Here is a 19,625-nt window from a genome sequence, read left to right on the forward strand (position 1 = left end):
TCACCAATTCTGAAAGATGAAAAAAGTTCTATTTAAGACTTTGTGGGCCTAACGGGACATCGAGGCAACGTTTAGAACATTGTACCAATTATCACGTTTATCCCGATACGTTCCATCCAACCTCCGTGTAAGTTTGTACTTCGGTTTATTAAGTTTGAGTTGAAAATCTCTCTTTGCAGGAAGGTATATAAGGACTTGCGGATTATGAAGTACGGTGGGGGAGTTTTCGATGTGGACGTGGGAAAGGGGAATCATTACGGTCGCCAGGGCCATCGTCTTCTTCGGACTCATCAGCGCCCTCATGTACGGTAAGTTTGACCAGATAGTCAGTGCCTCCGCAGGACTTCTTGCCCTCTTCGTCCCCGGTATTGTCCGGAAGGTGCACCCCCATCCAAGCAGGAGAATATGGCCGTGGGTCAGTCCATTCTACAACGATGGTATCTACACGCTCTTTGCGATCTTCATGGCCGCACACATAACTTTTCTGAACGTGCCTTTTCTGCGACTTGACCTTTACAACCAGGTGTGGAGGGGCGCCGACATACCGAGCCACTACCTGGGCGGGCTGGTTACTTGGACGATATTCAATGAGGTTGTCCTGGAATCGTCGAGGACATACAATCTAAACTGGAGTCCATTGAGGATAGTCTCAATAAGTCTGTCTGCCTTGGTTCTGGTTGGGGTGGCCTGGGAGTTCTTTGAGGTACTACTCCAGCCGGGTATGCCCTGGCTCTACGAGACGCTCCAGAACAAAACCCAGGACGTTGTTATGGAGGTTCTTGGCTTCGTTACAGGAATTCTGCTGGTGACTAAGTGGGAGTATCCCTATTCGATGAAGAAACCCCTCGAAAACGCCCCTGTAAGCTCGGAGAGTGGGGCCGTCAACATACTCTCTCAGCCAGGGCGTGTGCGGAAATGAGCACGTTTCCTTCGATCGATGTCCGTTCATGGGTTTGCTGGCTTCAATGGGCATGAAAGTAACATTTAGAGCATTGTACCAGCCAATCTGCCGCGCCTGAGAGTGCCAAACAGACCAAACGTTTAAATATTCCCCGTAGAACCCCGGCCAAAGAACGGGGGAGATTCCAATGGTACCAACGGATGTTATAGCGAGGGTGCTCATAGCGGTACTCGGTGCGGGTATAATCTCAATGCTTCTCAGCAGACGGTTCAACATATCCTACGTTCCTCTCTTCATAGTATTCGGAATGGTTCTTGGCCCGATAACCATGTGGGTGCCGAGGGAAGTTGCGCATGAGCTCTTTGACTACGTCAGGGTCTTTGGGCTGGTGATGATACTCTTTACCAAGGGGCACAATCTGAGCTGGAGGATGCTAAAAAGGAACATGAGCACGATAGTGACTCTCGACACGGTCGGACTTCTGGTAACGGCTCTTCTCTCTGCATGGTTCTTTTCATGGGTCTTTGATGCCCCGTTTCTTGTCGGCTTCCTCTTCGGCGCCATAATAAGTGCCACTGACCCGGCGACGCTGATACCCCTCTTCCGCCAGCACAGGGTTAAGCAGGACATCGAGACGACCATAGTAACGGAGTCCATATTCAACGACCCCCTCGGCATAGTCCTGACAACCGTCGCGATAGCGATGTTCGTTCCCCAGGCCAGCGGCGGTATCTTTGCCTCACTGAGTTCGGTGGCCGGCCTCTACGGTGGGGCCTTCCTGTACTTCCTTTACGAGGTCGTGGTGTCCATAGCGGTTGGCTTCGTTCTTGGAATGTTCGGCTACTGGTTCATCAAGAGAACCTCCATATTTGAGTTCCCGGAGATAGAGATATTCTCGCTCCTCCTGGCCTTCACCGGCTTCTTCCTCGGGGAGTCCCTCCAGGCCTCCGGGTACCTCGTCGCAACGGTCACTGGGATAGTCCTCGGGAACTACAAAATAATAGGAAAAAGGGAGAACCCCGCCATCATGGACAGAGTGCTCAGGGCGGTGGAGAAGGAGGTCGAGTTCAACGAGAGCCTCGCAGCTATAGCCACGGTGTTTATCTTCGTGCTCCTTGGGGCCAGCCTGAATCTCGACCTCCTGACCGGAAATATCCTGAAGGGCATCCTTGTGGCCTTCTTCATCATGGTGGTTGCGAGGCCCCTCGCAGCGCTTCCCCTTCTCAAATGGTGGGATCCAAGGGAATATCTCTTCATAGCCCTCGAAGGGCCCAGGGGCATAGTGCCCTCCGCCCTGGCGGCACTCCCCCTGTCCCTCGCGATGAAGTACCCCGGTGGCGAGCTCAGCGTGTACTGGGGCGATGTTATCCTGGCCACCACGGTCATAGTCGTCCTTGCATCCGTCATAACGGAGACCCTGTGGCTGCCGTTCCTCAGGACGAAGCTGCTTGAAACCGAGACAGTGCAGGACAGGATGAAGAGCTACGAGAAGAGGAAGCACGAGCTGAAAGCTTCCTGATTTTTCTTTTTCAATTTGTTGTGATCCTTAAAAGAAACAATGATTGCTAGAGACTGCCCCTCGCTCCTAGGAAGTGGAAGAGGAGCTTCGCAGCCGTCAGGGCAGTGATGTCACCCAGGTTCTCCCCGCCGACCTCCATTATGTCAAAGCCCGCTATGCTCTTGTTTTCCACGAGCCACTCCATGGCCTCCACGACTTCCCAGAAGTCCAGTCCGCCGGCCTCGGGGGTTCCGGTTGATGGGACGAGCGAAAGGTCGAAGACGTCTATGTCAATCGAGAGGTACACCGGCTCGGGGAGTGGCTTCACCAGTTCGACGAAGGCATCGAAGTCGTAATCCCTCGCGTGCACCCACGGGATTCCGTTCTCCTCTGCGTAGATGACCTCTTCCCTCGTCCCGCTCCTTATCCCAAACATCGCTTCCCTTATTCCGAGCTCCCCTACCCTCCTCGCCACGCAGGCGTGGTTGTAGGGGTTGTCCTCGTAGCTGTCCCTCAGATCTAGGTGGGCGTCGAAGACGACGTAGCTGGCCGGCCTAAGCGCCTCAACGGCCCCGAGGGTCTGGGAGTGCTCGCCGCCGAGGAGTATCGGCAGGGCGTTGGGGTTTATCCGTTTGAGCTCTTCAAGGGTCTCCCTGACCCTGTCTGCAGTCTTCCGGGGGTCTCCTGCGACGACGGCGATGTCCCCTATGTCCGCTATGGGGAGCTCGGATATGTCAACATCATAGTCGAGGATGTAGCTCTCAAGGTTGAGGGTAGCATGCCTGATCAGGGTTGGCCCGAACCTCGCCCCGGGCTTAAAGCTGGTTGTCCCATCAAAGGGGATGCCCAGGATTACGAACATTGCCCTTTCCGGCTCGGAGAGCGGAAATTCAAGCTTGAGCGTCTCGTACGTGTAAAGGAACTCCATCCCTCCCACCGGGGAGATTTCTGAGGGCACGATTAAAAACCTTTGTGGGGGCTAGGGCCGGAGTACGGCCTCTCCCCCCGGCTGAAGAACCGCTCCACTTCCGAAGGCTTCCACATGTATCGGTTTCGTGCCCTCTAACATCTTTATGCGGACTTCGCCGTGCTTCACCCTCAGCTCAAGCCACGAGCCCCTGAAGAAGAACCTCAGCCTCACTGACCCCCATTTTTCCGGGAGGTTCGGGCTGATCTTCAGCGTGTCTCCCTTGAAATCGACACCGCAAAAGCCCCTGAAGAGTATCTGCCACAGACCTCCGGCGGTTGCCAGGTGGAACCCGTCCGCGGTGTTCCCGTAGATGTTCTTCAGGTCTATGTAGGCGCACTTCATGAAGTAGTCGTACGCGAGCTCCATGTCCCCGAGCCACGACGCGACTATGGCGTAGGTGGGCATTGAGAGTGAAGACGCGTGGGTTGTCCTGACGATATAGTACTCGAAGTTCCTCCTGATGGTGTCCAGGTCAAACCAGTCCTTCAGGAGGTACTGGGCGGCTATGACGTCCGCCTGCTTGATGAGTCGGGTTCTGCCGAGGTCTCTCCTTATCTCCTCCGGCAGTCTTCCCTCCCCCAGGCCGTAGGGGTCAACCGTGTAGTCCCTCAGTGCAAAATACCCGTCGAACTCCTCGTAAACCCCGTCACCGGTTTGAGGTGGGATGTACAGCCCTTCAGCTATCTCAAGCCATTTCTGAACTTCTCCCTCGGTCACCCCGGTTCTCTCGATGACCTCCCTCCACCTGTCCTTTCCAAGGCCCTCTCTGAAGTACGAGACTCCGAGGAGCAGGTTGTGCCTGGCCATCAGGTTGGTGAAGAAGCTGTTGTTGACGTGCTCGTGGTACTCATCCGGCCCGATGACCCTCTCTATCACGTAGCCCCTTTCATCGTCGTACCTCACCCTGCTCGCCCAGAAGCGCGCCGTTTCCAGGATGATCTCAAGCCCGTGGCGGGTCATGAACTCCTCGTCCCCGGTAAGGCGGTAGTAGAGGTCAACGGTGTAGGCTATGTCTGCCGTTATGTGGTGCTCCTCCTCCCCGGTGTATATCCTCACCATCCTCTCCCCCCTCATGTCCAGCGGCACGAGGGAGGGTGTTGCTTCTCTGCCGTCGTCGGCCGATTCCCACGGAAACTGCGCGCCCTCGTAGCCGTTGAGCCTCGCATTTTCCCTGGCTGCATTGAGGTTGTTGTACCTGTAAACGAGCATCCTCCGGGCTTCCTCGGGCATCGTTGCCATGAAGAACGGGAGTGCGTAGATTTCGGTGTCCCAGAAGACGTGCCCACGGTAGCCAAAGCCGTGTATCCCCCTCGCGGTCAGTGATATGCTGCTGTCGTGGGGAAGCGACTGCACCAGATGGAAGAGGCTGAACGCAAGCCCCCTCTCGGCATCTTCGTCGCCCTCTATGTCCACCCAGGCCCTCTCCCAGATCCTGTCCCAGTGGCTCACGTGTTCCTCGTATAGCTGTTCAAAACCCGCCCGTTTGCTCCCCCGGAGCTCCTCAAGAACGGCACTCTTCATGTCGTTTCCGCCGCTGGAAGACACGACGACGTATTTCACGAACTCGTACTCTCTTCTACCCTCAACGTTCAGCGTTAGAACCTCTCCTATGAGCCTGGTGCTCTTTACGGTGCTCCTCTCGTGCTTCACGGGGGTGAAGATTGAGCTGGCTATGCCCACGTGGTACCTCCCGTCCAGCGTCCTGACGTGGGCATACACTCCCTCTCCATCGCAGTCCACCTCCTCCACGGAATAGTGCCTAACGAGTATCTCCCCCCTGTAGGAGGGATTGGCCGTGTCGAGCTCTATAGGGCTCAGTATCGTGAGGAGACCGTCCTGACTGGCCTTAAATTTGAACTTCATAATAACAAGGTTTTTTCTCCTTCCGTGGACTATCCGCGTGCTCTCATAGCCGATTCTAACACCTTTTTTGGTTTCAAGCTCCACCCACGTTTTCAGGGTTCCTTTTTTTATGTCCAGCTCCCTCTCGTAGCGCAGAATTCTGTGGGTGCTCAGGTTTAGGGGCTCACCGTTGAACATCAGCTGAAGGCCCACGACCCTGGGGGCGTTGACTATTTCACGGTAGAAGTAAGGGGCATCATCATAAACACCCGCTATGGTCGTGCCGTATACCGTTGGTTCAAGCTCAACTTCGCCCCGAACACCGAGGTGCCCGTTTCCCAAGGTCAGTATCGTCCCGTAGACCGCTTCCTCTTCGGGTGAATACCGGGAGAGCTTAAACCGAAACTTCATCAGCCCCCCTCCTTCCCTTCGCTCAGCCCTAACAGCCGCTCGATGGAGACCTCCTCAAAGTCCCTGAACCTCAGGTCTGCCCCCTCGAGCTCCGCCTCTCTTTCGTATCCCAGAACAAGCATTCCGAGCTCCTTGGCGGCCTTCACGCCCGCGGGGGCATCCTCAACTACGAAGAAGGACTCCACCTCCGGGAACATTTTCACGAGCTTTTCCCTTGCCAGCCGGAATACCTCCTTCTTGCTGGGTGCCATGCCGCTGACGTTGACATCGAAGAGGTCTATCAGCCTCTTATCCCCAACCCTGACCTTTTCCGCCAGCCTCGGGGCGTTCTTTGAGGCGGAAGCCAGGGCGCTCGGTATTCCCAGTTCCCTTGCCCTCATCAGAAACTCTACGGCCCCATGGTTGACCTCGTACTCCCCCCTGTCGAACATCTCGTTGACCATCCTGTTCTTGAACTCGGCGAACTCCGTGAGGAGTTTCTTCCTCTCTTCCTCGCTGTCGGCACCGTAGCGCTCGTAGATGCCCGTCAGCTCCAGTATGTTGTGAGCACCCTCGTAGCGCGGCTTCCCTGAGACGTACCTCACGTAGAACTCATGGTCGATTTTGGCCCCGTAGATCTCCGCCGCCTTTCTCCAGGCCTCCTCGTGGGGCGTGTAAACGAGAACCCCATCGAAGTCCCATATCAGTGCTATCCTTGACATCGCTGCCACCTTATTTCTTTATCTCCCTGATGACAACCCTCTGTGCCTCGATGTCCTCCACCTCTGCATCAAAACCCCCGACGGTAAAGGTTCCGTTCTCGCTTTCGAGGACGAAGTTGCTGACTATCCCGAAACGGTTTATCGAACGCACCTTTCCGGTGATGCTCACGGGGTAGCCGCTCTTAACGTCCCTGCCCTCCACGGTCACCGTGGGGGTGTAGCCAAGCTTCAACAGGGTCTCAAGCTCGTTGAGCGCCATCGAGAACTCGATGAATACCTTGGGATACAGCTCGGCCCTGGGAATCCAGCCCATGACCTCCTTTGACTTGAGCCAGAGGTTGTTGTGGATGTTGAGAAGCCTGAGGAGGAGGTCTTTTTCCTGTATCACGTACCCGTAGATCTCGTTGCTGGAGATCGGAAGCTTGGGGACGCTGAAGAAGCGCCGTTTTGAGTAAACCGCACTTGAGAGGTCAGATATGACGAGGAGGAAGTTCCCGAGATCAAAGGTTCGTATCTTGACCTGGTCCCTGAACCTCTCGAACTCCTCCGGGGTGCCTATGGTAGGATAAACCAGAAGGTACAGGTTCACTCCCCTCTGGAGGGCCCCCAGCAGGTAGGGTTTGAGCTCCCTGAAGACAGGATAGGGAAGCTCGGCTCTGATCTCGACCTCCGCGGAGTTTATTACCTCTATAACGCTTGCCAAGACGCCCTCCAGGCTCCTCACAAGCGAAATGTAGGGCCCCTCTTCCTCGGTTCTCCCCTTGATCTTCATAAGTTCCTCCTGGAGGACGCTCCTGAGGAGGTCAAACTTCATCTTCTGGATGTCGATGAGGGCGCCTATATCGCTCGCCGTATAGACCCTCGGCCTTCCGGCGGATGCCCTGATGAATCCCTTACGTATCAGGCTCTGGATGATGTTGTAGAGCTGTGGCTGGTGAATGTCGAGGGACTCAAGAAGCTCCTTCACGGTGGCCCCGTCCTTTACGAGGATCGTGAGGTAAACCTCAGCCTCCCTTTTGGTGAGCCCGAGTTCCTGCAGTTTTTCAATCAAAAAAGCATAATTTTCCATTTGCACCCCTCCACAGGTCACTGCTACTACGTATTTTTGAGCTTCAATACTATTTAAATATATTGGATACTAATTCAGTAAGGTTTATATAATAGTATTGTAGTATAAACATTGAATGCCCATATTATTCCATGCACGTATGTCGAGGGGTGAGGAGGTATGAAAAAAGTCCTTGCTGGTGGTCTTTTGGTTTTTGTTCTGCTTTTGGCAGTAGTGGCTGCCGGGTGCATCGGCGGCGGAGGGCAGACCGGAACCCAAACGCCGGCTACCGTCACGGAGACCAAGGTCAAAACCGAGACCAAGGTCGAGACGCAGGTGCAGGAAAAGGTTTTCGTAAGGTTCGCCGGTTGGAGCGCAGGAGAAACCGAGATGAAGAACTACGAGAAGATGATTAAAGCTTTCGAGGAGCAGAACCCCAACATCGGCATCAAGTACGAGGTCATCACCCAGATGTTCCATGAGAACATTCTGGCATCCTACGGTGCTGGAGTTGCCCCAGATGTCTTCTACGTTGACAGTGCCTGGGCCCCGATATTCATCGACAAGGGCGCCCTCTATCCGATATCCGACCTCGCCGACCAGAGCTTCATTGACCAGTTCTATCCGTTCCTGCTGGAGCCCTTCATGAAGGACGGGAAGCTCTACGGCCTGCCGAAGGACTGGAGCATGCTGGCCCTCTTCTACAACAAGAAGCTCTTCGAGCAGGCGGGTCTCACCAGGCCGCCCGAAACCTGGGAGGAGCTTGAGGAGTACGCCAGGATAATAGCCGACAAGACAGGAAAGCCCGGACTGGCCATATACCTCGGAGGATTTAACAGGTACGTCCCTGTGGCGGTCAGCAACGGTGCCCCCAAGCCATGGTTCGAGAAGCCCGAGGATGCCTCCTGGTTTGACAACCCGGTCGTAAAGGAGACCCTCACGTGGTACATCGACCTTTACAGGAAGGGCAAGATAGAGAGGGAGAACCAGGGACTTACCCCGTACGTTGTCCAGCCGAGCGACGTCGGGGCGGGCTGGCTTGGTGACGCCTTCGGCCAGCAGGAGGTTGGAATGGTCATCAGCGGAAATTGGATGATCCCCTTCCTCGCCGACCAGTTCCCCGACTTCAAGTACGGTGAGGAATGGGACATCGCTCCCGTTCCTGCCGGAAAGAACGGAAGGGTGACCATGGTCTACACCGTCATTCTGGGAATAAACGCCAAGACGGAGCACCCGCAGGAGGCCTGGAAGTTCGTTGAGTTCCTCCTCGGGCCGGAGGGACAGAAGGAGCTCGTCGTCAAGGGTGGCCAGACCCTGCCCAGCATAAAGGGCTTCGAGAACGATCCCGACATGTGGCCGCAGCACAAGAAGACCCTCTCCTTCAAGTACGACCAGATGATAGTCTTCCTCTGGGGCCCGAAGTCCGGACCGCTTGAGGGCAAGTTCAGCGATGCAATGGCCGCAGCGATGAGGGGTGAGATGAGCGTGGACGAGGCCATTGAGGTTATGAAGCAGGTCGTTCAGGAAGAGCTGAGCAGCTGAGGTGAGAACATGTTTTCGTCTTTTTCTTCCTTTTACGAGAAGGCTAGGAATAAGGAGATTGTAGCCGGATTAACTCTCATCTCGATCGCCGTTATTCTGAACCTGGTTTTTGGTTACTTCGCGATGTTCTTTGCCTTCTATCTGAGCTTTTTCAAGTGGGACTACATAGGCGAGATGCAGTTCGTCGGGCTTCAAAACTTTGAGATCGTGATAAGGGACTTGATCAGGGGGCTTCATGGAGCTCCCTATCTTCTAGTGCCCTTCTACACCGGCCTGAAGAACATCCTGCTCTACACACTCATCGTCGTGCCCATCCAGACCTTCCTGGCAATAGTGCTGGCTTCCTTTGCCAACCAGAAGATCAGGGGACAGCAGTTCTTCAAGGTCTCCTATTTCCTGCCTGCGACGACCTCCTCGGTCATAGTGGCGCTGATATTCATATGGCTCTTCATGAAGAATGGCTACATAAACTACGTCCTGGCCCACGTAATCCCGGGCTTTGAGCCGGTGGACTGGATAAACAGCAAGGACTACCTCCTGTTTGCCATAGCCACCGTCGCCATCTGGGGAACCAGCGGCCACTTCATGGTGTCCTTCCTGGCGGCAATGCAGGCTATTCCAAAGGAGATATACGAGGCGGCAATGCTCGACGGTGCGGGCCCGATAAGGAGGTTCTTCTTCATAACGATCCCGATGCTCAGGCCGATGGTCGTCTACGTCGTGGTCATGGGGCTCATAGGAGCCCTCCAGATGTTCGACCTCGCGTGGATAATGGCGGGGGCCAACGGCGGCCCGGGAGGGGCAGGCTACACCGTTGCGCTGGATATCTACAACGAAGCGTTCACCAGGATACGTCCCGGCGTTGCCGCGGCCAAAAGCTGGTTCCTGTTCGCGATAATATTCACGACCACCTACCTATTCCAGAAGAAGTACGGGAGGGCTATGAGATGACCCCGAAGGAGAAGGAGAGGCTCATCCGACGTATCTGGATTGCCATAACCTACGCCGTGCTGATAACCTTTGCACTGGTCTATCTGATGCCCTTCATCAGGTCACTTGTCGCTTCCTTCATGACGTGGGCACAGGCCTCTGCCTATCCCCCCGAGTGGGTTCCCAACCCATTCACGCTTGAAAACTACCAGAAGCTCTTCAGGCTCGACCTGTTCCCGCGCTGGATCCGCAACACTGCTCTCTACGCGGGACTGATAGTCGCGGGCAACGTGCTCTTCACCAGTATGGCCGGCTACGCCTTCGCCAGGCTCAAATTCCCGGGGAAGGACGTGATCTTCTCCGCACTGCTCTCGCTCCTCATGATCCCAATGTTCGTCACGCTGGTTCCGAACTACATCATCATGTACAAGCTCGGCCTCATAGACAACATCTTCGGACTGGCACTGCTGGGAATAGTGAACGTGTCGAGCATCTTCCTCATGAGGCAGTACTTCACCTCGCTCTCCAACGAGATATTTGAAGCCGCCCGCTTGGATGGGTGCGGTCCGATAAAGGCGTTCTTCTACATAGCCCTGCCGCTGGCCAAGCCCGCCCTCGGTGCGGTCGCTGTTTACCAGTTCCTCGGTTCATGGAACGCCTTCATCGGACCGCTCATCTTCCTCCGTTCGCCAGAAAACTTCACCCTGCCGGTCGGTCTCAGCTTTGCCTTCCAGAGGAGCATGTGGACGGAGTACACCCCCATCATAGCGGGCTCGCTGGTGGCTTCGGCACCCACGATACTGCTCTTCCTCGTGCTGAACAGGTATCTCATTAGGGGTATAGTCATTACGGGAGGGAAAGGCTGATGGCGAGGGTTCTGCTTAAGGAAGTTACCAAGAAGTTTGGCGAAGTGGTCGCTGTCAACAGACTGAACCTTGAGGTTAGGGACGGGGAGTTCATGGTGCTCCTGGGGCCAAGCGGGTGCGGAAAATCGACGACACTCAGGATGATAGCCGGCCTCGAAACACCCACCGAAGGGGAAATATGGATAGGCGACCAGCTGGTCAACGAGATAGACCCCACCAAGAGGAACACCGCCATGGTCTTCCAGAGCTATGCGCTCTATCCGCACATGACGGTTTTCGGCAACATAGAATTTCCGCTGAGGATGTGGAAGGTCCCGAAGCAGGAGAGGATACGGCGCGTCAGGGAGGTAGCCGAGTTCCTTGGAATAGCCGACCTCCTCAACCGAAAGCCGAGCGAACTGAGCGGCGGTCAGCAGCAGCGTGTGGCCCTTGCCAGGGCACTCGTGAGAGAACCGGAGGTGTTCCTGCTCGACGAGCCGCTTAGCAACCTCGACGCCAAGATAAGAACCCAGATGCGCTTCGAGCTCAAAAAGCTCCTCAGCTACGACCTCGGGATAACCACCATCTACGTGACCCATGACCAGGTTGAGGCGATGACGATGGCAGACAGGATAGCGGTCATGGATAAGGGCGTTCTCCAGCAGGTGGGCACGCCGGATGAGATTTTCTACAAACCCGCCAACACCTTCGTTGCAACGTTCGTGGGAAGCCCGCCCATGAACCTCGTGAAAGGCGAGGTCTGGGAGAGGGACGGAAGGGTGCTCTTCGATGCCGGGGAGTTCGTGCTGGAACTGCCCGCCAGCATAGACGTCCGCGGCACCGCGGTTCTCGGCTTCAGGCCCCAGCACGTTGAAGTCAGTCCCGAACCGAAGGATGGCTTTGTGAGGGGCAGCCTCCTCGGTATTGAGAAGCTCGGCGTGGAGAGCTACGGTCACATCGCCTATGGCGGTGTGGAGCTCATACTCAGGCTTCCGGAAGGTGTGGAGAGGGGCAGGGAGGAGGTCTACTGGAGACCGAGGACGGACAGGATGTACATCTTCGACCCCAAGAGTGGAAAACTGCTGTACGGCTGATTGCCGCGCTGGCTGTCTTAAATCAGCTCTTTTCTCTTTTTGAACTCTCGCTGAAAGCGGAAGGTGTAATGCTCGCGAGCGGGGCTCCCGACTTTTAACTTTCCGAGAAAAGTCTGGGGAGTTAAAAGGTAGAAGGGGGCTCACTCGCCCTTGAGCTTCATTATCTTGATCCTGCCGAGGGTCTCCCAGTACTCGACGTTGATGCCCTCCCTGAGCTGATCCCTTATCTCGTCGGCAACGCCGGTCTCAAGGGGGACGTCGTAGAGCTCGTAAGTCTCCATGTCCATGATCTGGACGGTGTCAGGGGTCATGGCGATGATCTGGGCGGTTCTCTTGTCGATGATCGGAACGTCAACCTCTGCGCTGGTGGGCTTGACGATGCTCCTGACCTTGCCGTCGAAGATTCCAACGGCCTCGATCCTGGCCTTGGCTGAGCCGTGCTTTCCGGGCGAGGAAACGGTTATGTTGCCGATCCTGCAGGGCTCTCCATCGATGAGGATGTACCTTCCCGGCTTGAGCTTGCTAACCTGAACCTTGGTCTTGTCTCCCATTTTTCAGACCTCCCATAAGCGTTCTAAAACCGATTGGGAAGGGTCTTTAAAAAATTTTTGAATAAAGGAAAGAGTCAGCGGCGGGTCTTCATCAGCATGCTGTTCATAAACACCGGCACGAGGAGGACGAGACCGAGGAGTGCGCCTATCTTGACGGTGGTGCTCGGTGCCCTGAGCGCGTAGTACAGCGTGAGCAGTCCCATGAGGAAGAGGACAACCATTATGCCAGCCACCGCCCCTTTGTTGTGTGCAAGTTCCTCCGAGAGAAGCGGGTATGCCTCGACCGCGGCTATTATTGCACCGACGCTGAAGGGCACCACGACGAACATTGTCCTGATGTCGCCTATGACCATCGTTGCGGAGAGCACAAGGCCGAGGAGTGCCACCAGCGTCAGGCTTCTGCTCCTTCCAAGTTGCATGACCTCGGAGAGTATCTGGCTGCCCATCTCTATGAGGACTATGATGGTGGTCAGCCCGGCGAAATAGAGCGACAGCATGAGGAGGTATATTAACCTGTCGGCGTTGGCGATGTTGCCCCTGAGCACGTACGGAATTGAATAGAACACTTCAATCGAGTCCATCGGGCTCTTCTCGCTGTTGGTGGCGTACTCCTTGAGGTTCTGGAACCCGAGGTAGAGCTTCATGGACTCCTCCGCAGGAATGCTGGGGTTGTGGAAGGCCTTTCCGAACCCCTGGTAAGCGGCACCGAGGGAGTAGGCAACGGTGAAGGCTGCCGCGAAGCTCAGTATTATCTGGAGGACGAAAACGGCCGCAAGAACCTTTCTGAGGTCGAGCTCCTCAGGGGTAAAGCTTCCTACCACATAGTAAACGCCGGCACCGAGGCCGAATGATATGAGCACCGAAATGAGCATGTAGAGGACTCCCCTGAGGGATAGCGGCTGGTCAAAGGAGGTTATCGCCGAGACTGCGTTTTTCATGTAGTGAACCGCCTGCGGGGCGGTGACGGTGTCGAGCGCCTGGTTCCTGATGATGACCGCGGAGGCTATTGCAAAGAGCACGAAAAGCACTGAAAGCACTGAGATGACTTCCAGAGTCCTGCCCTTGGCGAGGAGAAGAAGGATCACCGAGATGAGTATCGTTCCGAAGGCTATCACCGGGACGTACCTGTGGCCGACGCCGAGGATGTACAGGAGGCTGTAGGAGGAGTAGTAGGTGGTGATTCCGAGCATCACAAGCAGGAACATGATGAGGACGAATATCAGTGCCGGTGTGCGGGATATCTTGAAGAACAGCTCGTATATCAGGTACCTGGTGCGTTTAGTGCTCTCTGCCTCACTGTATATCAGAAACAGCGCCAGAAGCATCGGTATCAGCGATATCAGAAACCCCTTCAGTCCGAAGTTTATGTAGTACTTCGGCAGCACCAGAAAGTTCCAGATTCCGAGGATGTACCCTGTTATCAAAAACGCCATAAGGAAGCTTATTTTTCTCATCGATTCACACCCCCGTGGAGATGTTTCCAGCCTGTTATTCAAGGAAGCTTACGGGGAATTAAACCCGAGGTAATATAAAAACATTATGTCCCTTTTTCGCTTTTTTTAAGGGACCCAATGTTCAAAGTTGATGATTATCTCGTTCATGACTGTCCATGCCATCAACGGGGCTTTGTAAAGGCTTATCTTTTTTCCCAGTATTTTGCTTCTAAAGTCCCCGTGTGGGAATCCTCCAACAATGACCACCGGGTTTTCGATGGAGGCCAGGGTTCTCCCGAAGTCTGCTGGCTTCGTCGGCTCTCCCTCCTCGTGCATTACGAAGACCTCGTCGGGGTTTATCTCGTCTATGAGCTCTCTGAGGGATTTTTTCTCCATGCGGAGCAGTTCTAGGTTCTTTGGAACGGCGCGGTTCTGGAAGAGGCTCTCCATCAGCCCGACAAATCGGTTGTAGTTCCTCGGTATGCGGGTTTCGGGCTTTATGTAGATTACCTCGTCGTTCCTCGTGTGGACGTAGACCCTCAGCAGGCCTTCCTTGTTAGCTATGCTCTCCAGCGCGTTCAGCAGGCAGATGTGGACTATGTCCGGCCTCCCCCTCCTGTCCCCATCCTTGAGCTTTTTCAAAGCTGAGTGGTGGTAGGTGGCATCGAGGATGACCTCTTCCGGCCTTTTTCCCCTCCGCTTTGCGTGGTTGACTATCGCGGGGTGGTCCAGTATGCCCCTGGGCGCCAGCTCAAGCTCCGCCTCAGCTATCACCAGGTGGAGCATTCTCCCACCTCTCTATGGTTATTCCCCTTTCGGCGAGCTCCTGGGTTATCCTAGTGAAGGTGTCTATGCGCATGCCCAGTATCTCCGGGGGAATGACGCCGTATATGCACCCACCCTCGGCAACGAGCCGTGATACTATCGCGGCGGTGAAGCCAGTAACGCGGCTCATCGAGGTGAAGCCATCTTTTTCCTCGTCGTAGAGGAGGTAGCCAATCTCCTTTGGCTCCCCGTCGAGGGTGCCCTTCCCGATGACCTGCATTATCGAGAAGTCCGGGCTCTCGTAGGTCATGAGCGGGACTATAACGTCGAGAGTATTGTCAACGTGCTCGGGCTTGAAAAATCCAAGCTCCCTCAGAACCTTCATCCTCTCCAGATGCCCCGGCCAGCGGAGAGTCCACTCCTCAAGCCTCTCCGCGCGAACGCTTTCCAGGAGGCTCCTCAGCCCGTCGCTCACAAAGGCCTCAAACTCGAAGTCGCCGATTGAGACCCGTTCAATCCTCTCGAGGGGATCGACGGATGTAATCCGCCGGTTCCTTATCACGCGCGCCGGCCTCGTGTACTCCTCAATTAAATCCTTCGGTGACCATGTAATTCTGTAATAGAGCGGCGGCCTCGGCTCCTTCGGGAGGCCGCCGACATAGATATAGCCCTCCCTCAGCTCGTCCATCTCCTGCCATATCCTGCCCATCAGGATGTGGCTCAGTCCCGGAGCAAAGCCCGCATCGAATATGACCGTCACCTGCGCCCTCTCGGCCTCATCGCGAAGTTCCAGCGGATTTTCGGGCATGAACGAAACGTCGACCATGTCAACGCCAGCCCTTATGGCCGCCTTAACGGACTGGTACCCGAACCTGCCCGGCAGGGCACCAACAACCAGCTCGAAGCCCTTCATGACATCGACCAGTTCATCGAAGTTCGCCGCGTTCACCTTGAGAGTGGTTGCGAACCCAGAAACGGCCTTCAGTCTCCCCCCACTGACGTCTCCAACGTGGACGTCGAACTCCTCCCTCAAATCCCACGCTATTGCCCGCCCAACGTTTCCGGCACCGAGAACGAGAACTTTCATGGTAACACCCCTTGAAACTTGTGGGAAGGTATATATAAGCCCTGCTCCTACCCCCATCAATGCCGTTCAAGCTGCCAACCTTCCGGAAAAAGGTGCTGGAAGTGCTCTCTTCCTCCGATGAGACTAAGGTCATGCACATAAGCGACACTCCGGAGAGCGTTTACCGCTTCATCGGGCAGCTCATAGAGAGGATCGGGCCTGACTACATAATCCACACCGGGGACGTGGCCGACAACGTAAAGCTTGAGAGAAGGCCCGAGCTGGTGCCCCGCTACAGGGGCGCTCTGAGAAAACTGGCGCGTATCCTCAAAGGTTCCGGTGCGGTTCTCTACATCGTCCCCGGCAACGAGGATGACCCCGGACTCCTCCGGGAGTTCTTCGGCGGTTCCGTCGTTGAGCCCGGGACGGTCGTCGAGATCGAGGGGAGCAGGTTCGCCCTCGGCCACACCTGGAGGGATGTCGCAAACAGGGAAGCCGACTTTAGGCTCTACGGCCACAACTTCAAGCTGATTGAGGGGGGATTGAACGGCGTTCTCGGCGTCAACTTCGTTCTCCTCCCTAGCAGGAGGACGTACAAGGTAAAGTATCCCGGTGGAACCGACTTCGATCGGGGTTACAAGATGTGGAGGGGTATGTGATGAGGGTTCTCCGCTTTGGACCGTCCATAATCTTCCTCCGAACGCCTCACGGGGAGGCCGTTAAGGCGGCAATCTCCCAGGTCTTCGGCGTCGAGGAGATGCCGACGGATGATGCCATCCGGAACAGCAAGGAGTTTGAGACGATAGTCTTCGTTACCGATGAGTGGAAGAAGGAAACGATTCCTCCGGAGAGGGCGTTCCTCCTGGGCTGCCACGCCCCGGTCGTTCTGAGCACCATAGTGAATCGGAAACTCCCCGTGGAGAAGGTGCATGTCGAGGGCACGCTGATCCTCATGAGGGTTCCTGACAAGGTTCAGGAGGGGCTTCAGCTTCTGGCCAGAAAGTACGGCGGGGAGATTATGGACATAAGAACAGCCTTCGACGAAGGCGAGGCAGGGGACACCATTATAGGGGTCACCCGGAAGAAGCTCAATGCCCCAATCGGGCCGGAGGATGTTGAGGGGGCCGTTCTCATCAGGAGGGACTTCCTTGAGGTCTACCGCGAGCTGACCCTTGATGTCCCAGTCCTTCTGCTCAAGCTGATGCCCGAGTGGAAGGAGATTACCATTAAAGTCTACGACACCGACAAGCGCTACGAGGAGAACATAGAGAGGCTACTGATGGTCATGGAGGATCTCGACCTTGGCTTCGTCGTCGGCGAGGGCTGGGACTGGGATTATCCGAGGCCATTTATGAGGGTTCAGGTCTACAAGCTCCGGCTCCTGACCTGGGAAGACCCCGTGCGCGTCAAGTTCCTGCTCAAGGGCATCGAGTATCACGGCTACAAGAGACTCTGCGACATAGACGTTTTCGTCGAGGGTAAGAAGATACACTGGACGTCCCTCGGCAAGTACGACTCCAAGTTCGAGCTTGCCAAAGCCGCTAGGGAGGAGCTGGAGAAGCACCTCAGCGGGGACGTCCTTAGGAGGCTCAGAGAACTCGACGAGAAGCTTGCAGCAGAGTCAAATGATTAGAGCTTCTTTATTTTTGCAACGAAGAAGCCGCTCGTCCCGTGCCTGTCGGGGTAAAAACGCCTCGCCTTTTTTATCTCCCCGCTCAGCTCCACCCCAAAGGGATTAGTTAAAGCCGGCTCGCCATAGCGGAGGGGGAGCAGTTCAACGTCAAAGCTGTCGAGAACCCACTGGATAACGAACTCGTTCTCCTCCGGCTCAAGGGAGCAGGTGGAGTAAACGAGGACGCCTCCCCTCTTCAGCACGCTCAGCCCCTTTTCGAGGAGCTTCATCTGCAGGTTCTGGCAGAACTTCACATCGTCTATCGTCCTGTTGGCCTTCCTCTCCGGGTTTTTGTGGATGGTTCCGGAGCCGGTGCACGGTGCGTCGAGGAGGATTTTGTCGAACTCGATGCCGAGCTCATCTATGTAGAGCGACGATCTGTGGAAGAGTACCGTGTTGGTAACGCCGAGGCGCGAGAGGTTCAGCCTCGTCTCCTTCAGCCGCTCCTCACCGACATCGAAGGCGTAGATTATGCCTTCATTCTCCATTAGCTGGGCCATGTAGCTCGTTTTACCTCCGGGGGCGGCCGCCATGTCGGCAACTACCTCACCGGGCTTCGGTTCCAGAGCCACCGGCGGATACATCGAGCTGGCCTCCTGAATGTAGAGAAGGCCGGAGAGGTATTCGGGCGTTGAGGTAATCGAGAACGGCTCCCTCGTGAGGCAGAAGCCCTCCCTAGCCCAGGGGACGCGCTTGAACTGAAAGCCCTTCTTGTTGAGGAGCTTTGTGAGCTTTGGAACCTCAATTCTAAGCGTGTTCACGCGGAAGCACCTTGGAAGGGGCCTCTCCATCGCCTCAGCTATGCTTAAAGCCCTCTCGCCCCAGAGCTCGTAATACCTTTCGGCGAAGGTCTTGGAGTAGCCGAGGGAAAACAACTTTTCCAGCATGTTCGGGAGTTGGGAGGGGGGTTTAAAGGTTATTCGTTAGATTATAATTTGCCAACATCATTCCGCTGGGGCGCCCGTTGATTCTTCTTTACTTCCTGCCCCCAGCTTCTCGAAGTCCCGCAGGTCAAAGACTAGGTAGCCTTCAGCCCTAAGCTCTTCTTTCTCCCCGATCTTCTTCGCTATCAATCCGTAGCTTTTCTCCCACTCCTCCAGTCCAACGAGCTCGGCTTTTCTTTCCAGGTCTTTCAAAATCCCCCTCGCCTCCCTTCCGCTAAGGTTTTTCCACTTGACCTCAAAGAAGAGGGCCTTCTTTTCCCTTTCATTCAAAGCCACTATATCAATCTCCTCGCCTCTGTGCCACCAGCGGCCAATTTTTGTAAAACGGAAGGGAAGCTTTTTGCCTTTGTTCAGCTCGATCAAAAACTCCCTTGCAACCTTTTCAAAGGCGAAGCCGAGGTAGTCGTTGAACTCATCCCTTATTTCCCCAACCACGTCGAAGCCCATCTCTATCTCGTCCCTCCGGGGAAAGACGAAGCGGAACCAGAAGTTGAAGAGGGCGTCACTTATCCTGTACACCCCCCTGCCCCTTCCCACGACCGGCCTCTCCTCGGCAACGTAGCCCATCTCCTCAAGGACGTTGAGGTACTTGCCGAGGCTCTTCGTCTCCACCCTCGCCTTATCCGATATCTGGCCGAAACGGGTGTAGCCAAGAGCTATTGCCCTGAGAATCGAGAAATACCTTGAGACGTCCCTCAGCTCCTCCTTCAGGAGGTATTTGGGCTCGTCGTAGTACTTCGCTCCCTTCGAGAGGATCAGGGTTCTTAGATTGTCCCAGAAGTCCCTCGCAGGATCGTAGTCGGCCCAGTACTGGGGAACGCCCCCAAAGACGGCATAAACTTTGAGGGCGGTCTCAATATCCACCGGATGGAATTCGAGGAGGTCAAAGAATCCTATCTCGTTCACCTTCCACGCCCCGGTTCTCCTCCCGTAGATCGGTGACTTCGCCGAGAGAATCCCCTCCATGAAGGAGACGAGGGAGCCGCAGAGAACGAGCATTATCTTTGTGTTGGCCAGATATAGATCCCAGTACTTCTGGAGCGTACTTAGGAAGCCCTTATCTGCCCTGGCGAGGTATTGGAACTCATCGATTACCACCACGCGCCTTTCCCCGCTCTTCCCGGCGAGGTAAGTGAAGAAGGCCCCCCAGCTCCGCATCGGGTTCTCTCTGAGGAAGGGGTCGTTGAAGTACTCCGAGAGTCTCAAGGAGAAGTCCTCCAGGTTGGTCTCGTTCTCTTCCGCGAGAAGGTAGATGCCCCCGGTTTCCTCAAGGAACCTCCGTAGGAGGTAGGTCTTTCCTATCCCCCTCCGCCCGTAGAGGATTATCAGCTCGGCCTTTTCGGAGCGGTAGCGTTCCCTGAGGAAGTTCAGCTCAGCCTTCCTGTCAACGAACTTACTCGCGAGTATCATAC

The 19,625-nt window shown here is 55.5% G+C and carries 18 protein-coding genes; 8 read left to right on the forward strand and 10 right to left on the reverse strand.

What is annotated here, in order from left to right:
* Nucleotides 1-214 precede the first annotated feature (214 nt).
* Both ACZ5M3_RS11575 and ACZ5M3_RS11580 read left to right on the forward strand, forming a co-directional pair.
* Nucleotides 215-919 carry a hypothetical protein gene (locus ACZ5M3_RS11575; protein ID WP_464839671.1) on the forward strand — a complete coding sequence of 235 codons (705 nt, stop codon included), beginning with the start codon at nt 215-217 and terminating at the stop codon, nt 917-919.
* A 169-nt stretch (nt 920-1,088) separates the two neighbouring features.
* On the forward strand, nt 1,089-2,420 hold the full coding sequence (locus tag ACZ5M3_RS11580) for a cation:proton antiporter (protein ID WP_464839672.1): 1,332 nt from the start codon (nt 1,089-1,091) through the stop codon (nt 2,418-2,420).
* A 46-nt stretch (nt 2,421-2,466) separates the two neighbouring features.
* On the opposite strand, the gene speB is transcribed toward ACZ5M3_RS11580, so the two are convergent.
* The 4 genes from speB to ACZ5M3_RS11600 are packed head-to-tail and all read right to left on the reverse strand — an operon-like array spanning nt 2,467 to nt 7,392.
* On the reverse strand, nt 2,467-3,327 hold the full coding sequence (gene speB / locus ACZ5M3_RS11585) for an agmatinase (protein WP_464840951.1): 861 nt from the start codon (nt 3,325-3,327) through the stop codon (nt 2,467-2,469).
* Nucleotides 3,328-3,378: 51 nt separating this feature from the next.
* The gene (locus ACZ5M3_RS11590; protein ID WP_464839673.1) at nt 3,379-5,622 is read right to left on the reverse strand and encodes a glycoside hydrolase family 65 protein; all 2,244 of its coding nucleotides are present in this window, start codon (nt 5,620-5,622) and stop codon (nt 3,379-3,381) included.
* On the reverse strand, nt 5,622-6,323 hold the full coding sequence (locus ACZ5M3_RS11595; protein ID WP_464839674.1) for an HAD family hydrolase: 702 nt from the start codon (nt 6,321-6,323) through the stop codon (nt 5,622-5,624). Before ACZ5M3_RS11595 ends, ACZ5M3_RS11590 begins: the two co-directional genes overlap by 1 nt.
* Before the next feature lie 10 nt (nt 6,324-6,333).
* Entirely contained in the window at nt 6,334-7,392 is a 1,059-nt protein-coding gene (locus ACZ5M3_RS11600) for a TrmB family transcriptional regulator (RefSeq protein ID WP_464839675.1), read from the reverse strand.
* 159 nt (nt 7,393-7,551) lie between these two features.
* Here ACZ5M3_RS11600 and ACZ5M3_RS11605 point away from each other — a divergent pair, with 159 nt between their 5' ends.
* From ACZ5M3_RS11605 to ACZ5M3_RS11620, 4 genes are read left to right on the forward strand one after another with little or no spacing between them, the layout of a single operon-like run.
* On the forward strand, nt 7,552-8,913 hold the full coding sequence (locus ACZ5M3_RS11605; protein WP_464839676.1) for an ABC transporter substrate-binding protein: 1,362 nt from the start codon (nt 7,552-7,554) through the stop codon (nt 8,911-8,913).
* 9 nt (nt 8,914-8,922) lie between these two features.
* Nucleotides 8,923-9,864: a carbohydrate ABC transporter permease gene (locus tag ACZ5M3_RS11610; RefSeq protein WP_464839677.1), complete on the forward strand. Its 942-nt coding sequence runs from the start codon at nt 8,923-8,925 to the stop codon at nt 9,862-9,864.
* Nucleotides 9,861-10,709 carry a carbohydrate ABC transporter permease gene (locus ACZ5M3_RS11615; protein ID WP_464839678.1) on the forward strand — a complete coding sequence of 283 codons (849 nt, stop codon included), beginning with the start codon at nt 9,861-9,863 and terminating at the stop codon, nt 10,707-10,709. The genes ACZ5M3_RS11610 and ACZ5M3_RS11615 overlap by 4 nt, the downstream gene beginning before the upstream one ends.
* Nucleotides 10,709-11,782, forward strand: coding sequence for an ABC transporter ATP-binding protein (locus ACZ5M3_RS11620; RefSeq protein ID WP_464839679.1), 1,074 nt, complete (start codon nt 10,709-10,711; stop codon nt 11,780-11,782). Before ACZ5M3_RS11615 ends, ACZ5M3_RS11620 begins: the two co-directional genes overlap by 1 nt.
* A 140-nt stretch (nt 11,783-11,922) precedes the next feature.
* On the opposite strand, the gene ACZ5M3_RS11625 is transcribed toward ACZ5M3_RS11620, so the two are convergent.
* The 4 genes from ACZ5M3_RS11625 to ACZ5M3_RS11640 form a co-directional block, all read right to left on the reverse strand.
* Entirely contained in the window at nt 11,923-12,333 is a 411-nt protein-coding gene (locus tag ACZ5M3_RS11625; protein WP_464839680.1) for a translation initiation factor IF-5A, read from the reverse strand.
* A gap of 74 nt (nt 12,334-12,407) precedes the next feature.
* Complete coding sequence (locus tag ACZ5M3_RS11630; protein ID WP_464839681.1) at nt 12,408-13,787, reverse strand: sodium-dependent transporter; 1,380 nt, start codon at nt 13,785-13,787, stop codon at nt 12,408-12,410.
* Nucleotides 13,788-13,892: 105 nt separating this feature from the next.
* Nucleotides 13,893-14,552, reverse strand: coding sequence for a 16S rRNA methyltransferase (locus tag ACZ5M3_RS11635; protein WP_464839682.1), 660 nt, complete (start codon nt 14,550-14,552; stop codon nt 13,893-13,895).
* Complete coding sequence (locus ACZ5M3_RS11640; protein ID WP_464839683.1) at nt 14,530-15,618, reverse strand: saccharopine dehydrogenase family protein; 1,089 nt, start codon at nt 15,616-15,618, stop codon at nt 14,530-14,532. Before ACZ5M3_RS11640 ends, ACZ5M3_RS11635 begins: the two co-directional genes overlap by 23 nt.
* A gap of 59 nt (nt 15,619-15,677) precedes the next feature.
* Here ACZ5M3_RS11640 and ACZ5M3_RS11645 point away from each other — a divergent pair, with 59 nt between their 5' ends.
* Together ACZ5M3_RS11645 and ACZ5M3_RS11650 are read left to right on the forward strand one after the other, a co-directional pair.
* Nucleotides 15,678-16,256: a metallophosphoesterase gene (locus ACZ5M3_RS11645; protein ID WP_464839684.1), complete on the forward strand. Its 579-nt coding sequence runs from the start codon at nt 15,678-15,680 to the stop codon at nt 16,254-16,256.
* Nucleotides 16,256-17,230 carry a hypothetical protein gene (locus ACZ5M3_RS11650; protein WP_464839685.1) on the forward strand — a complete coding sequence of 325 codons (975 nt, stop codon included), beginning with the start codon at nt 16,256-16,258 and terminating at the stop codon, nt 17,228-17,230. Before ACZ5M3_RS11645 ends, ACZ5M3_RS11650 begins: the two co-directional genes overlap by 1 nt.
* On the opposite strand, the gene ACZ5M3_RS11655 is transcribed toward ACZ5M3_RS11650, so the two are convergent.
* Both ACZ5M3_RS11655 and ACZ5M3_RS11660 read right to left on the reverse strand, forming a co-directional pair.
* The gene (locus ACZ5M3_RS11655) at nt 17,227-18,156 is read right to left on the reverse strand and encodes an NOL1/NOP2/sun family putative RNA methylase (protein ID WP_464839686.1); all 930 of its coding nucleotides are present in this window, start codon (nt 18,154-18,156) and stop codon (nt 17,227-17,229) included. The two genes, ACZ5M3_RS11650 and ACZ5M3_RS11655, sit on opposite strands and share 4 nt — an antisense overlap.
* Nucleotides 18,157-18,213: 57 nt before the next feature.
* On the reverse strand, nt 18,214-19,623 hold the full coding sequence (locus ACZ5M3_RS11660; protein ID WP_464839687.1) for an ATP-binding protein: 1,410 nt from the start codon (nt 19,621-19,623) through the stop codon (nt 18,214-18,216).
* Nucleotides 19,624-19,625: the final 2 nt, after the last annotated feature.

Source organism: Thermococcus coalescens (assembly GCF_055392585.1).